Consider the following 15,090-nt stretch of genomic DNA (forward strand, 5'->3'; position numbering starts at 1 on the left):
GCCCATGCAGCTTTCCGTGAACGGATCAGACACCTTCATCGCGACCGGCGGCAGGCCGTTCGATCCGTCGCTGCCGGCGGTGGTGATGATCCACGGCGCCGGCTTCGATTCCTCGACCTGGGCGCTGCATAGCCGCTGGTTCGCCCATCACGGTTTTTCCGTGCTGGCGCCGGACCTGCCGGGCCATGGCCGCTCCGCCGGCAAGCCGCTGAAGAGCATCGCTGAGATGGCCGACTGGATCGCGGCGCTGGTCACGGCGGCCGGCGCATCGAAGGCGCGGCTGATCGGCCATTCGATGGGATCGCTGATCGCGATCGAGACCTCGGCGCGGCATCCCGACAGGGTCTCCGGCCTCGCGCTGATCGGCACCGCCGCGACCATGACGGTCGGCCCCGATCTCCTGAAAGCCGCCGAGGCCAATGATGTCGCCGCGATCGACATGGTCTCGATCTGGGGGCTCGGCTTCAAGGCCGAGCTTGGCGGCAGCCTCGCGCCCGGCCTGTGGATGCACCAGGGCGCGCAGCGGGTGCTGCAGGAGGCGAAGCCGGGCGTGCTGTACAACGACCTCAATGCCTGCAACGCCTACCAGAACGCGCTCACGGCGGCTGCCGCGGTCAAGGTGCCCGCGACCTTCATCCTCGGCGAGCGCGACATGATGACGCCAGCCAAGGCCGGCAAGGCCCTCGCCGCCGCGACGCCGAACGCCCGCACCGTCGTGCTGCCGGGTGCCGGCCACATGATGATGGTCGAGCAGCCCGACGAACTGCTGGCGGCGTTGCGGTAGCGGAGCGGCAGGCTCCTCTTCCCTTCTCCCCTCGTGCCCGCCGTAGCCTTGGCGAAGGCGGATGTGGGAGAAGGTGGCATAGGCGGCCAACGGCCTCCGTTTCTAAGCAACGCCGACGCGCGGCGTCGGCTACGGCGTCGGATGAGGGGTCCTCTCCACAGGTGAGCTCGCGGATCGAGCCCTTCACCCGGCTCCAATGCTTGCGCATTCGAAGTGCCCCTGCCGCCACCACTGCTCGTGAAACTTCGTTCGAAGGTGAGCCGCCCGCGAAATATCGAAAACAACCCCATGCAAAGGAGCAGGGCGGTCGCCGGCGCTCGGACAAGCAACTTGACATGTCGGGCAAATCAGCGATATCTTCTATTATTCCGAATTTCTGAAGCACTCCGCCGTGTACGCGTCCGTCACGATTGCGGCCAAAATTCTCACCCCATGACATTGCAAAGGAGACTCGGCAGGCAAGCACCCGGCCCGTGACCAATGGCGGGTGGTGTTCCGGTGGACTGACGCGCGTACGGCCCTGACGGGAGCGCGAAAGCGGATTGCCGCAAGTCCGAGAGGGGCCGAATGCGGACATCTGGGTCAGCCCGCCGATGGGCCGATAGATTGACTTATCGCAAGGCCGACCAAAGAACCCGGCAGAGAGTGGGCAGACCGCTCGATAAGTCAAAATGACATCCCGGGATAGATCACGTGTTCGACCACAAGCTGAACATCAGCCGATGCCTTATCCGTAGCAAGGCCAGCGGGAGATGATTTCATGTCAGACGCCTTAGCGCCTCGACGCGTACTGGATCCGATGGAACGGATCTCGGAGACCTTGTTCGGTCTGATTATGGCCCTTACCTTCATCTGCTCGCTGAGTATCGCATCGGGTGCCGACATCAACATTCGTACGATGCTGATGGGAGCGCTAGGCTGCAATCTAGCCTGGGGTATCGTTGACGGCGGTCTTTATCTTCTGGCTCGCATCAATGACCGGGGAGACAAGGCTTTGACGCTCCGCGCAATCAGGCAGGCGCCCGATCCCGAAACTGCGCAGCGCATCATCTCAGATGCATTGCCGGCTCAATTGGCGGCGATCCTACCTCTGGACCAATTGGAAGTACTCCGGAAAACTCTGCGGCAATTGCCTGAGCCGTTCCTTGGTCCAAGGCTGACGAAGCGCGACTGGACGGGAGCGCTGGGCCTTTGCTTATTGAGTTTCCTTTCGACCTTCCCGCTGACAATTCCGTTCGTGCTGCTGCGCGACCCCAGATTAGCCTTGCATGTGACCTACGTTGTCGCCATCGTGATGCTGTTCTGCTGTGGTTACGCATTTGGAGTACGTAGCGGGTTGCGGCCTTGGATGGCAGGGCTTTCGATGGTGGCTGTGGGTAGTGCACTGGTTGGCGTCGCGGTAGCTCTTGGAGGGTAAGCGACAGTGCGGCAGCGAAAAGACGCAACGAGTGGTCGCTCGATCACGGGGTTGGTCGCGCTATGGCTTGTGCTTTCGATCAGCGATCTCGCTTACGGCCAAGCCCCAAGCTCAGCCGGAGCAATCGGCCTTGGCAATCGCGGATGGTCGGCGGCCGACACCAACCACACAACGTCTTCGAACGAACTGGAATTCAGCGCCCGCGCGGGACTTGCGTCCGACTACATCTATCGCGGCGTCACATTGTCCGATCATGGGCCTGCGGTCGGCGCTGCCCTGGAAGCAAGATGGGGCCAGCTATACGCCGGCACAACAGTCGCCACCGTCAACTTGCCGACACAACCAGCCGCCGAATTCACCTACGCCGCCGGTATCCGTCCGACGTTCGCAACCATCGATTTCGATTTTGGCGTGACCTATTTCGCTTATCCCGGAGAACGGCTTCCCGGCGAGACCAACGGAATCAATTATTGGGAGACGGTCATCCGCGGCGACCGAAAAATCAGCGAACAAGTCCGCCTCGCCGCGGGCTACGCTTATTCACCGAATGTCTCGAACACCGGCGCCTGGAGCCAATATGTGGCAGGTGGCGTCGGCTATGATGTGCCGAGCCGATTGCTGCCGCACGATGTAACCATATCCTTCACGACCGCTGCCGGTTATTCCTGGTTCGGCAATCAACGCCAGCAACTCGGCGGATTCCCTCTACCTTCCTATCTCAATTGGCAGGCAGGCGTGACCTTCACCCACAAGGCTTTCAACTTCGACCTGCGCTACTACGACACCAATCTGACGAAGGAAAACTGCTTTGTCTTTACAGGCGATCCAAATGCGCAGCCAGGCGGCCGTGTGAATCTCGCTACCAACCCGGATGGCCTGACCTCGAACTGGTGCGGCGCGACGTTTGTTGCCAAGGTCTGGTTTGCGTTGAACTAGGCAGGAACTTTGGGCTAAGGGTTGTTGCTGGAGCCGCCCGATCTCTATCCGCGGAGAGAGACCCCTCACCCCGCTTCGCTACGCGAAGCGACCCTCTCCCACAAAGGGAGAGGGTGCATCACGCGCGACGAGAGCATCACTGCTTCGCGGGCTTCCGCTCGATCGGGTGGATGTCGATCGCGCGCAGGCGGCCGAGGCGGAGCACGTCCATTGACAGGGTGCGCTCGATCCGGCTGTGATCGAGCGCGCGGATCAGGTCGTCGACGCCGTTGATCTCGATGCCGTCGAGCCTGATCACGACGTCGCCCGGCAGCAGCGCCGCGCGCGCGGCCGGGCTGTCCGGCTCGATCTGCATCAAGAGCGCGCCCATCTTGTTCTCGACCCCGGCCAGTACCGCGTGCCGCCGCGGCACCGGCGCGGTCTGCCCGGCGACGCCGATATAGGCGCGGCGGACATAGCCGTGGCGGATGATCTCCGACAGCACGAACTGCGCGGTGTTGCTGGCGACCGCAAAGCAGATGCCCTGCGCGCCATTGATGATCGCGGTGTTGATGCCGATCACCTCGCCCCTCGACGACACCAGGGGTCCGCCGGAATTGCCGGGGTTGAGCGCGGCATCGGTCTGGATCACGTCCTCGATGGTGCGCCCGCTCACCGAGCGGATCGAACGTCCCAGCGCCGACACCACGCCGGCGGTGACCGTCGATTCGAAGCCGAGCGGATTGCCGATCGCGACCACGAGCTGGCCGCGCCGCAGCGTCTTGGAGTTGCCGAGCGACGCGTAAGGCAGATCGCGCGCGCCATCGGCCCGCAGCAGCGCGAGATCGGTGTCGGGATCGACGCCGAGCACATGCGCATCGGTGACGAAGCCCTCGGTGTCGCGCAGGCGGATCTCCTTCGACGATCCGACCACATGGCTGTTGGTCAGCACGAAGCCATCGGGCGAGATCACGATGCCCGAGCCGAGGCCGCCGCGCTCGCGCGCATTGCGCACCTTCGGCCCGGTTTCGACCCGGACCACGGCGGGGCCGACGCGGTCGGTGACGTCGATCACGGCATTGGAATAGGCATCCAGCAAGGCCCGGTCGTTATCCCGGGCAGCATCGGCCGTTCGCGGTGACGGCGTGTCACCGGCGGTATCTGAGGTAATATCCAGCATGGCGAGAGTCCTTTGGTCTCCTCAGATGGTGACCGGCTCCCCGCGCCGCAAGTGGTTACCTGCCCGGTCGGCTAGGGCGCCCGCCGCAGCACCCCGCCGCGCGCTTTGACCGGATCGAGCAGCGACCAGTCGCCCTCCGGCAGCACATGACCTTTGGGGAAAGGCGCGCGCAGCTCGAGGCCGAGCGAGCGCAGCACGCGGTCGTCGCGGTAGTAGCATTGCAGCACCACGCGGACGAGCGTGGCCGCGGCCGCGCCGCCATGGCTACGAAACTCCTGCGCCACCGCATCGCGCCCGGCATCGTCGAGTTCGGCGAGCGGCTTGCCGGCGAGATCGGCCAGATGATCCAGCGCCCGCGCAACCAGCGCGGTGTCGCGGCCGAGCGTTGCGAGCATGTCGGCCTGGATCGCGGCGTCGTCCGCCCCCGGCACCTTGTACTCGTCACTTTCGGGAACGATCATCGCGGCGACGGTGCGCAGATCGGCGCGCTGGGCTACGGTCAGTTCTTTGCTATCAGACATGTCGGTCTCTGACGGTCTCAGTCGAACAGATTGGCGAGGCGCTGCTTCATCTGGTCGGCGATGTAGAGCGCAAGGGCCTGGATGGTGGAGGTCGGGTTCACGCCGCCCGAGGTGACGAAGATGCTGCCGTCGACGATGAAGAGGTTCTTCACGTCGTGCGAGCGGCCCCATTCGTTGACCACGGAGCGCGCCGGATCGGTGCCCATCCGCGCGGTGCCGAGCAGATGCCAGCCGCCCCACGGGATCGGATCGTTGATGCAGATGTCGGTGGCGCCGGCGGCCTCGAGAATCTCCCGGCCGCGCGCCAGCCCATGGTCCATCATCTTCCGGCTGTTCGCGCTGATCGTGTAGTCGATCTTCGGCGCGGGGATGCCGTGGCTGTCCTTCAACACGGGATCGAGCGTGACGCGGTTGTGCTCCTCCGGCAGATCCTCGCAGATCGCCGACACCGCGAGACGATGCCCGTTGAGCTTGCGGAACACGCGGTGATGATCCTTGCCCCAGGGCAGGATGCCCTTCTGCTCGCTCGCGACCGCCTCGAACACCGGCCCGGCGCCGCGGCCGAACTGGATGCCGTAGCCGCGGACGAAGCCGCGCGACAGATCGGTGTCGTAGAACTCCTTGCTCCACAGGCAGGTCGGCGGGGCGCGGTTGCTGTCGGTCGGCTCCTTCACGAAGCCGTAGATCTGCGCATAGGGGTGGAACATCAGGTTCTTGCCGACCAGGCCCGACGAGTTGGCGAGGCCATTCGGGAATTTGCCTGACGCCGAATTGAGCAGCAGCCGCGGCGTGCCGACGCCGTTGCAGGCGATGATGACGACCTCGGCCGGCTGAAACTGCTCGACGCCTTCCTTGTCGTAATAGACGACGCCGGAGGCCATGCCGTGCTCGTTGGTCAGTATCTCGCGCACCCGGCAATGGGTCTTCAGCTCGACCCCGGCGCGGACCGCGTGCGGCCAGTAGGTGATGTCGGTCGAGGCCTTGGCACCCTGCGCGCAGGCCGGCGTGCAGTGGCCGAGATTGATGCAGCGCGCCCTGCCCTCGTAATCCATCGTCGCCACGGTCGTGTCCGACGGCCACCAGTGCCAGCCGAGCTTGTTCATGGCCTTGCCGATCAGCGGGCCGGATAGCCCGAGCGGCTGCTGCGGCATCGGCGGATGGCTCAGCGGCGACAGCGGATCGCCCGACAGGCCCGAGACGCCCATCATCCGATCGTTCTCCTCGAAGAACGGGGTGAGCGCGTCGTAATCGATCGGCCAGTCATCGGCGACGCCGTCGAGCGTCTTCACCTTGAAGTCGGACGGATGCAGCCGCGGCCAGTGCGCGGTGTACATCACCGTCGAGCCGCCGACGGCGTTGAAGTTGACGACCTTGATCGGCGAATTGTCGTCGTTGATCGGATAGTCCTCGGGCCGCTTGCGGACATTCGGGCTCGACGACCACTCGCCGTAGAACTTCGCCTCCCAGTCGCGCCCGGTGCTCGGATATTCGGCCGGATTCATCCAGCCGCCCTGATCGAGGCAGAGGATATGCATCCTGGTATCGGCGAGGCTCCATGCCACCGCGGCGCCGGAGGCGCCGGCGCCGATGATCAGGACGTCAACGGGATCGTTCTTCATTCTTGTTCCTTGAAGTCTCTACTTCTGTCATTGCGAGCGAAGCGAAGCAATCCATGCTTTCCCAAGCGGAAAGGTGGATTGCTTCGTCGCTTCGCTCCTCGCAATGACGGATGGGATTCAATTGACGATTCTCACCGGCAAGCTTCGTATACCGCGGATGAAATTGGAATAGAGCCTTTGTGGCGGGCCCATCAGCTCAAAACGCAGATCGCGCGCCAGAACCTCCTCCCAGAGGATGCGCAGTTGCTGCTCGGCCAGGCGGTCGCCGACGCAGCGGTGGACGCCGGCGCCGAAGGCGAGATGCTGGCGCGGCTTGGCACGGTCGATGATGAATTCATCGGCACGCTCGATCTTGTCCTCGTCGCGGTTGCCGGAGATGTACCACATCACGACCTTGTCGCCCTTGCTGATCCGGCGGCCGGCAAGCTCGACATCATTGCGTGCGGTGCGGCGCATGTGCAGCACCGGCGTGTGGTAGCGGATGGTCTCGGACACCAGGTTCGGGATCAGCTCGCGCCTCGCGCGGACCAGCTCGAACTGCTCCGGGTTCTCGCACAGCGCCATCAGGCCGGCCGACATCGAATTGCGCGTGGTGTCGTTGCCGCCGACGATCAACAGCCCGATCGTGCCGATAAACTCGCGCGGCTCCAGATTCCGCGTCGCGTCCGAATGCGCCAGCATCGAGATCAAATCGAAGGTCGGCGGCGCATCGGCCCGCGCGTCCCACAGCTTGCGGAAATATTCTCCCATCTTGACCAGTTCGGCGGTGCGTTCAGCCTCCGAATGCACCACCGCGTCGGGGGATTCGACGTTGGCGATCGCGACATCCGACCACCAGGTCAGCTTGGCGCGGTCTTCAGGGGGGAAATCGAACAGCGTCGCCAGCATCATGTTGGTGAGGTCGACCGAGACCCGCTCGGCCCAGTCGAAGGTCTCGTTGCGCGGCAGCGCATCGAGCACGGCTGCGGTGCGCTTGCGGATCAGGGCGTCGAAATTGGCGAGGTTCGACGGCGCCACGATCGGCGCCACCGTGCGGCGCTGCGCGGTGTGGCCGGGCGGATCCATGCGGATGAAGCTCGGCCGCTCCTGCCCCTTCGGCTGGTCCGCGACCTGGATACCGCCAAGCTCGGAGGCCGACGAATAGTTCTGGTGATCCAGCTCGACCGCGAAGATGTCGTCGTAGCGCGTCACCGACCAGTAGGGGCCGTAGGCCGACGCCTCGCAATAATGCACGGGATCGTCGCGGCGGAGTTGCGCGAACAACGGCCGCCAGGTGTCATCCTGGTAAAGCCGGGGATTGCTGACGTCTGTCGACGTCGGCCTGCGCAGCGCCTCTCCCATCGCTTCACTCCCGTTAGGTTCCGTCGCCGCTTGGCGGGCGATCGTCGTGTCGGGCCGACGATAGAGGGAATCCCGCGGCCGAGTAAAGCCGCGGGGCGGACAGTCCGCCGCGCGGAATGCGCGCGGGCCGACGCACCCGGCAAATCCCGATAGCTGCCCCGCTGTTCGATGTTTGTCGGCAGCAGGAAGACCGGTTAGCCTTGCCGGCAATCAATCCACCAGGGAGCACCGACAGGTGGCCGAATTGCGCCAGGACAACACCGCCCAGACGGCTGCGCTGGACTACGACGTCATCATCATCGGCGCCGGCCTGTCCGGCATGTACCAGCTCTACCGGCTGCGCGAGCTTGGTCTCAGCGCGCGCGTGTTCGAGGCGGGCACCGGCGTCGGCGGCACCTGGTACTGGAACCGCTATCCCGGCGCGCGTTTCGATTCCGAGAGCTATTCCTACGGCTACTCATTCTCGAAGGAGCTGCTCGAGGAATGGGAGTGGTCGGAGCATTTCGCCGGCCAGCCCGAGACCTTGCGCTACTGCAACCATGTCGCCGACAAGTTCGACCTGCGCCGCGACATCCAGTTCGAGAGCCGCGTCACGTCCGCGATCTACCAGGACGACACGCGAAGCTGGCGGATCACGCTCGAAAGCGGCGCGCAGCATTCCTGCCGCTTCCTGATCACCGCGATCGGTCCGTTGTCGACGCCGACCCTGCCGCGCATCGAGGGCCGCGACGATTTCGGGGGCCAATCGTTCCACACCGCGCGCTGGCCGAAGGAGAAGGTGGATTTCACCGGCAAGCGCGTCGCCGTGATCGGCACCGGCGCGACCGGCATCCAGACCATCCAGACCATCGCCGGCGAGGTCGGGCATCTCACCGTGTTCCAGCGCACCGCCAACTGGGCGGCACCGCTGCACAACGGCAAGATCGACGCCGAGACGCAAGCCAGGATCAAGGCCGGCTATCCCGAGATCTTCGCGCGCTGCAAGGAGACCTTCGCCTGCTTCGTGCATACGCCCGATCCGCGCGGCGCGTTCGAGGTGAGCGCGGCGGAGCGCGAGGCGTTCTATGAGAAGCTCTATGCCGAGCGCGGCTTCGGCATCTGGCAGGGCAACTTCAAGGATATCCTGATCGACCGCAAGGCGAATGCGACGATCAGCGATTTCGTCGCGCGCAAGATCCGTCAGCGCGTGACGAACCAGGCGGTCGCCGAGATGCTGATCCCGAAGAACCACGGCTTCGGCACGCGGCGGCTGCCGCTCGAGACCTTCTATTACGAGGTCTACAACCGCGACAATGTCGAGCTGGTCGACATCAAGGAGACGCCGATCGAGCGGATCACGCCCGAGGGCATCCGGACGACCGACAAGGACTACGCCTTCGACATCATCATCTACGCCACCGGCTTCGATGCCATCACCGGCAGCTTCGACAAGATCGATTTCCGCGGCGCGCACGGTGCGCGGCTGAAGGAGAAATGGACGCACGGCCCGGAAACCTATCTCGGGCTGATGGTCGACGGCTTCCCCAACATGATGATGTTGATGGGCCCGCACACCGCACTCGGCAACATCCCGCGCAGCATCGAATACAGCGTCGACTGGGTCACCGGGCTGATCCGCTTTGCGCAGGAGAGAGACCTGACCTTCCTCGATGCCACGCCCGAAGGCACCGCCGACTGGACCGAGCATGTCAAGGCGCTCGGTGTCGGCCTGCTCTCCAACGAGGTCGATTCCTGGATGACCGGCATCAACCGCAACGTCGAGGGCAAGCAAACCCGCATCGTCGCCCGCTACAGCGGCAGCGCGCCGGCGTATCGCGCGCGATGCGACGAGGTGGCGGCGAAGGGGTATGCGGAGTTGCGGTTGGCGTAGTTCTCTCGGTCGTCCGGTCTAACTCTCTCGGTGACACCAGACGCCTGCGCCATCCACCACTGTCGTCCTGGCGAAAGCCAGGACCCATAACCACCGGATTCGGTGATGAACGAGATCGCGGCCCCAACGTCACACCATGATTGAGATTTGGGGTAATGGGTCCTGGCTTTCGCCAGGACGACATCCCGTAGGATGGGTGGAGCGGAGCGATACCCATCATTTGCGCCGCGGATAGAGAATTGATGGGTTTCGCTTCGCTCTACCCATCCTACACATCCCGCTTTAGTTACCACGCATCGATACACGGCCGCTTGCGGTGGGTCCGCGGCTCGACCTTCGGCACCGAGCGCAGGCCGGCCATGATCCAGTGCCGGGTGTCGGCGGGATCGATCACCTCGTCGATCTCCAGCACCGAGGCGATCGAGACCGCCTTGCCGTTGGCGTAGAGTTCGGCGACCTTGGTCTGGAAATACTTCTCGCGCTCGACCGGGTCCTCGATCGCCTCCATCTCCTTGCGGAAGCCGAGGCGGACATAGCCTTCGAGACCCATGCCGCCGAACTCGCCGGTCGGCCACGCCACCGTGAAGAACGAGGCGTGGAAACCGCCGCCGATCATCGACTGCGCCCCTAAGCCATAGCCCTTGCGCAGCACGATGCCGAACAGCGGCACCGTGATGCTGGCGCCAGTGACGAACATTCGCGCGACATGGCGCACGATCGCGGTCTTCTCGGCCTCGGGCCCGACCATGAAGCCCGGCGTGTCGCAGAGCGAGACGATCGGGATGTCAAAGGCGTCGCACAGCTGCATGAAGCGCGCGGCCTTGTCGCCGGCAGGCGCATCGATCGCGCCGCCGAGATGCTTCGGATTGTTGGCGATCAGGCCGAACGGCTTGCCCTCGATGCGGATGAAGGCCGTGATCATGCCGACGCCGAAATCCCTGCGGATCTCCAGCACCGAGCCCTCGTCGGCGATCAGGTCGATCACGTTACGAATGTCGTAGACCCGCAGGCGATTTTCCGGAATCGCACGGCGCAGCAGCCGCTGGTCCGGCGCCTTCCAGTCCTGCACCGCGCCCTGGAAGTACGACAGATATTTCTGCGCCACCGCGGTCGCCTCGGCCTCGTCCTCGACCAGGATGTCGATCACGCCGTTGGGCGACTGGAACGAGACCGGGCCGACCTCGGCCGGATGGTAGACGCCGAGCCCGCCGCCCTCGATCATCGCCGGACCGCCCATGCCGATCGACGCATTCCTGGTTGCGATGATGACGTCGCAGACGCCGAGCATCGCGGCATTGCCGGCGAAGCAATAGCCGGAGACCACGCCGACCACGGGCACCAGCCCGGAGAGTTTTGCGAACTGCACGAAGGACGGGCCGTCGAGGCCGGTCATGCCGAGCCGGTCGGTATCGCCGGGACGGCCGCCGCCGCCCTCGGCGTAGAACACCAGCGGCATGCGCCACTGCTCGGCGAGGCCGAGCATGCGGTCGATCTTCTTGTGGTTCATATGGCCCTGGGTGCCGGCGAGCACGGTATAGTCGTAGGAGATCACCATGCAGCGCGCGCCATCGGCGCCGAAATCCTTGGCGTTGACGGTGGCGACGCCTGATATCAGGCCGTCGGCCGGGGTGTTCTTGATGAGATCCTCGACCTTGCGGCGGCGGCGCTGCGCCGCGATTGCCAGCGAGCCGTATTCGACGAACGAGCCCTCATCGACCAGCTGCGCGATGTTCTCGCGCGCGGTGCGCTGGTTGGTCTTGCGGCGACGCTCGACCGAGGCCGGGCGGTTCTCGTCCAGCGTGATCGCCTTGCGCGCGATCAGCTCGGCGAGATCAGGCCGGATGTGATCGAGATCGATCGCGGCCTCTTCCGCGGCGTGATGGCCGTCGACCTCGGCAGGCTCGAGGAACAGGATCGGCTCGCCATGCATCAACGTGACGCCGATGCCGCCCGCGATCCTGGTCACCCGGCCGCCAAGCGGCGCCGTGACGAGGTGCTCCATCTTCATCGATTCCAGCACCGCGATCTGCTGGCCGGGCCGAACCAGATCGCCCTCCGCGACCTCGATCGCCACGATCGTGCCCTGCAGCGGCGCGGGCACCGGGAGCGATCCCTCGGGGGCTGCTTCGACAGCAACGCCCTTGGTCGCAGCCGCCTCGCTCACTTCGATCAAGGGTGCGGCGAGATCCTGCGCCGCGCCGACCAGCGCCGCAACATGGGTGTCGATGAAATTGGTGCTGATCTTGTTCCGGCCAAAGCTCTGGTGCGCCAGGATGGCGCCGAGGAACGGGATGTTGGTGGCGACGCCGCCGATCCGGAATTCGCGCAAGGCGCGCGATGCCTTGTGCACCACGTCGGTCCACTTTGGGCTCGGCGAATGCACGATGACTTTTGCCAGCAGCGAATCGAACGCGGCAGAGGTCCGGTAGCCGGAATAGCCGAAGGTATCGACGCGAACGCCGGGCCCGGACGGCAGGTCGAACACGCTGAGCGTGCCGCCGGTCGGCTTGGTCACGCCCTTCTCGTCCATCACTTCCATGTTGACGCGCAGCTGCATGGCATAGCCGCGCGGCAGCGGCACCGTCGCCTGCGCGAGGCCGAGCGAGGCCAGCGTGGCGCCGGCCGCGACCGCGAGCTGCGCGCGCACGAGGTCGACGCCGAGCACCTCCTCGGTGACGGTGTGCTCGACCTGCAGCCGCGGATTGGCCTCGATGAAGGCGAAGGCCCCCTCGCCTTCGCCGGCTTCGTCATCGACCAGGAATTCGAAGGTGCCGAGATTGTCGTAGCGCGCGGCGGTCGCAAGCTGCTTCGCCGCCTCGATGATGCGCGCGCGCATTCCCTCGCTCAGCGACGGGCTCGGCGCCACCTCGATGAGCTTCTGGTTGCGGCGCTGGATGGTACATTCGCGCTCCCAGAGATGGCTGATGACGCCGTGACGGTCGCCGATGATCTGCACCTCGATATGGCGGGCCTTGCGGATCAACCGTTCGACATAGACCGCATCGCTGCCGAACGCCGCCTTGGCCTCCGACTGGCAGCGCGCATAGGCCTCGTCGAGCTTGGCGGCGTCCTCGACCACCCGCATGCCGCGCCCGCCGCCGCCGGCGATCGCCTTGATCATCACGGCGGCGCCGGCGCCGAGCGAGCCGAAGAAGGCCTTTGCCTCGTCGAGACTGGTCGCGCCCGAAGTGCCGGCAATGATCGGGACGCCGCATTTTTTCGCCAGCGCCTTGGCCTTGGCCTTGTCGCCGAACAGATCGAGCGCCTCCGGCGACGGGCCGACGAAGGTGATCTTCTCCTCGGCACAGCGCCGCGCGAGCTGCGTGTTCTCGCTGAGGAAGCCGTAGCCCGGATGCAACGCGTCACAGCCCGCGGCCTTGGCCGCCGCAACCACCGCCTCAATGTCGAGATAGGCCCGCGCGCCGCGGCCGGGGATCTCGCGCGCCTCGTCGGCGGCGCGGACATGCAGCGAGGCCGCATCGTCGGCAGGATAGATCGCGACCGTGGCAAGGCCGCTTTCGCTGGCGGCCCGGGCAATCCGGATCGCGATCTCACCGCGGTTGGCAATCAGCAATTTCTTGAACGACATGATCATTCCACCAAGGTCAACGATCCTTCATGGTCGGATCGAGCACGACACGCAAGGATTCTCCGAGCGCATTGAACGCCAGGGAGACGACGAGAATGGCAAGGCCCGGCGCATACATCTGCTCCGGGGCGATTTCCATGTATTGATAGGCACGCGCCAGCATCGCGCCCCAGCTCGGGTCCGGCGGCTGGATGCCGAGGCCGAGGAACGACAGGCTGGCTTCGGCCAAGAGGGCAGCGGCGAGCAAGAGCGTCACTTGCACGATGACCGGCTGCAGCGTGTTCGGCAGCACGTGCCGCCACAGCACATGCCATGTCGGCGCGCCGAAGCCCCTGGAGGCGTCGACATAAAGCTCCTGCCGCACGATCAGCGTGCGGGCGCGGACGATGCGCGCCAGCGCCGGGAACATCGTGATGCCGACCGCGATCATGCCGTTGGTCAGCCCGATGCCGAGCGCGCCGGTGACCGCGATCGCCAGCACGATGGCGGGGAACGACAGGAAGGTGTCGATGATGCGGCTGATGATGTCGTCGATCCAGCCGCCGAAATAGCCGGCGATCAGGCCGACCGGCAGCCCGATCAGGACCGCAACGCCGACCGCAAGCAGGCTGGCATAGACGGTGGCCGGCGCGCCGTAGATCAAACGGGAGAAGATGTCGCGACCGAGATCGTCGGTGCCGAGCAGATGGGCCGGCCCCGGCGGCGCCAGCATGTTGTTGACGTCCTGCGCGGTCGGCGCATAGGGCGCGATCCAGGGCGCGCCGATCGCGACGACGACGAGCACCACGAGCACCAGGATCGACAGCGCGGCGCGGAGGTCGCCGGCGAGCCAGCGCGCGAATCGCCGCAGCCGCGTCGGCCTCGCCGGTGCCTTCAGGGGAGCGAGCACCACCTCGGTCATTGCTCGATCCTCGGATCGACCGCGGCGCAGAGCAAATCGGTGATCAGGTTCACCGCGATCACAACCACCACCATGGTGAAGACGACGCCCTGCACGATCGGGAAATCGCGCTGGATCGCGCCGCGCACGATCAGGCTGCCCAGGCCGGGAATGGCAAACACCGCCTCGATCACCACGGTCGCCGCCAGCATGCGGTTGACCAAAAGGCTGATGATGGTGAGCAGATTGACGCCGACATTCTTCAGGCCGTGCTGCCAGAGGATGCGGGACATCGACAGCCCCTTGGCATGCAGGGTGCGGACATATTGCGACGACAGCACCTCCAGCAGCGCGCCGCGCAGCTGGCGCGCGACCTCGGCCATGCCGTAGGCCGCGATCGCGATGCCGGGCAGCAGCGCATGCCTGATCGCATCGACCGGCGAGGCGCTGAAGGATTTTGCGCCGGTCGCCGGCAGCCAGTTCAGCTTCAGCGAGAATTCCGCCACCAGGATCATCGCGAGCCAGAAGCCAGGCACCGCGACGCCGAGCGACGCCAGCATGCTGATCAGTTTGTCGATCCAGCCGTTCGGCTTGATCGCGGCCATCACGCCCATCGGGATGCCCGTGACCAACGCCAGCGCCAGCGCGATCACGACGATCAGGAGCGTGTTCGGAAACGCACGCCCGATCGAGTCCGCGACCTTCTCGCCGGTGAGAAGCGATTGCGAGAGATCGCCCTGCGCGACATTGCCGAGCCAGGCGCCATATTGCACCAGGAACGGGCGGTCGAGGCCGTAGATCTTCCTGATCTCGGTGATCCGCGCGTCGGTCGCGTTGTCGCCCGCCAGTGTCACGGCGATGTCGCCGGGCACCAGCTTGAGCAGCGCGAACACCATGAAGGTCGCGAGCAGGATCACGGGCAGCGCCTGCACGAGGCGGCTGCCGATGACCTTGACTGGTGACCGTCGCGCCAT

The 15,090-nt window shown here is 65.3% G+C and carries 11 protein-coding genes; 4 read left to right on the plus strand and 7 right to left on the minus strand.

From position 1 onward, the window contains the following. Positions 1-4: 4 nt before the first annotated feature. The 3 genes from QA635_RS29765 (at position 5) to QA635_RS29775 (ending at position 3,137) form a co-directional block, all read left to right on the plus strand. Entirely contained in the window at positions 5-784 is a 780-nt protein-coding gene (locus QA635_RS29765; protein WP_283063065.1) for an alpha/beta fold hydrolase, read from the plus strand. Between the two features lie 760 nt (positions 785-1,544). Then, positions 1,545-2,201 carry a VIT1/CCC1 transporter family protein gene (locus tag QA635_RS29770; protein ID WP_283063067.1) on the plus strand — a complete coding sequence of 219 codons (657 nt, stop codon included), beginning with the start codon at positions 1,545-1,547 and terminating at the stop codon, positions 2,199-2,201. Between the two features lie 6 nt (positions 2,202-2,207). Next, complete coding sequence (locus QA635_RS29775; protein WP_283063069.1) at positions 2,208-3,137, plus strand: TorF family putative porin; 930 nt, start codon at positions 2,208-2,210, stop codon at positions 3,135-3,137. A 136-nt stretch (positions 3,138-3,273) separates the two neighbouring features. On the opposite strand, the gene QA635_RS29780 is transcribed toward QA635_RS29775, so the two are convergent. The 4 genes from QA635_RS29780 to QA635_RS29795 all read right to left on the minus strand — a co-directional run bounded on the left by QA635_RS29780 (position 3,274) and on the right by QA635_RS29795 (position 7,777). Then, a complete protein-coding gene (locus tag QA635_RS29780) occupies positions 3,274-4,296 on the minus strand; it encodes a S1C family serine protease (protein WP_283063070.1) in 1,023 nt (340 codons plus the stop codon). 71 nt (positions 4,297-4,367) lie between these two features. Next, positions 4,368-4,817 carry a hypothetical protein gene (locus QA635_RS29785; protein ID WP_283063072.1) on the minus strand — a complete coding sequence of 150 codons (450 nt, stop codon included), beginning with the start codon at positions 4,815-4,817 and terminating at the stop codon, positions 4,368-4,370. A gap of 17 nt (positions 4,818-4,834) precedes the next feature. Beyond that, positions 4,835-6,436 carry a GMC family oxidoreductase gene (locus QA635_RS29790; protein ID WP_283063073.1) on the minus strand — a complete coding sequence of 534 codons (1,602 nt, stop codon included), beginning with the start codon at positions 6,434-6,436 and terminating at the stop codon, positions 4,835-4,837. Between the two features lie 117 nt (positions 6,437-6,553). Continuing rightward, positions 6,554-7,777, minus strand: coding sequence for a cytochrome P450 (locus QA635_RS29795; protein WP_283063074.1), 1,224 nt, complete (start codon positions 7,775-7,777; stop codon positions 6,554-6,556). A 235-nt stretch (positions 7,778-8,012) separates the two neighbouring features. On the opposite strand from QA635_RS29795, the gene QA635_RS29800 reads away from it, so the two are divergent. Then, a complete protein-coding gene (locus QA635_RS29800) occupies positions 8,013-9,647 on the plus strand; it encodes a flavin-containing monooxygenase (protein WP_283063075.1) in 1,635 nt (544 codons plus the stop codon). A gap of 286 nt (positions 9,648-9,933) precedes the next feature. Here the strand turns inward: QA635_RS29800 and QA635_RS29805 are convergent, their stop codons facing one another. The 3 genes from QA635_RS29805 to QA635_RS29815 are packed head-to-tail and all read right to left on the minus strand — an operon-like array spanning position 9,934 to position 15,090. Next, positions 9,934-13,236 carry a carboxyl transferase domain-containing protein gene (locus QA635_RS29805; protein ID WP_283063076.1) on the minus strand — a complete coding sequence of 1,101 codons (3,303 nt, stop codon included), beginning with the start codon at positions 13,234-13,236 and terminating at the stop codon, positions 9,934-9,936. 16 nt (positions 13,237-13,252) lie between these two features. Further along, positions 13,253-14,137: an ABC transporter permease gene (locus tag QA635_RS29810; RefSeq protein WP_283063077.1), complete on the minus strand. Its 885-nt coding sequence runs from the start codon at positions 14,135-14,137 to the stop codon at positions 13,253-13,255. Continuing rightward, positions 14,134-15,090 carry an ABC transporter permease gene (locus QA635_RS29815; protein WP_283063078.1) on the minus strand — a complete coding sequence of 319 codons (957 nt, stop codon included), beginning with the start codon at positions 15,088-15,090 and terminating at the stop codon, positions 14,134-14,136. Before QA635_RS29815 ends, QA635_RS29810 begins: the two co-directional genes overlap by 4 nt.

The sequence above is a fragment of the Bradyrhizobium brasilense genome, assembly GCF_029714345.1.
GTDB classification, from domain to species: domain Bacteria; phylum Pseudomonadota; class Alphaproteobacteria; order Rhizobiales; family Xanthobacteraceae; genus Bradyrhizobium; species Bradyrhizobium australafricanum.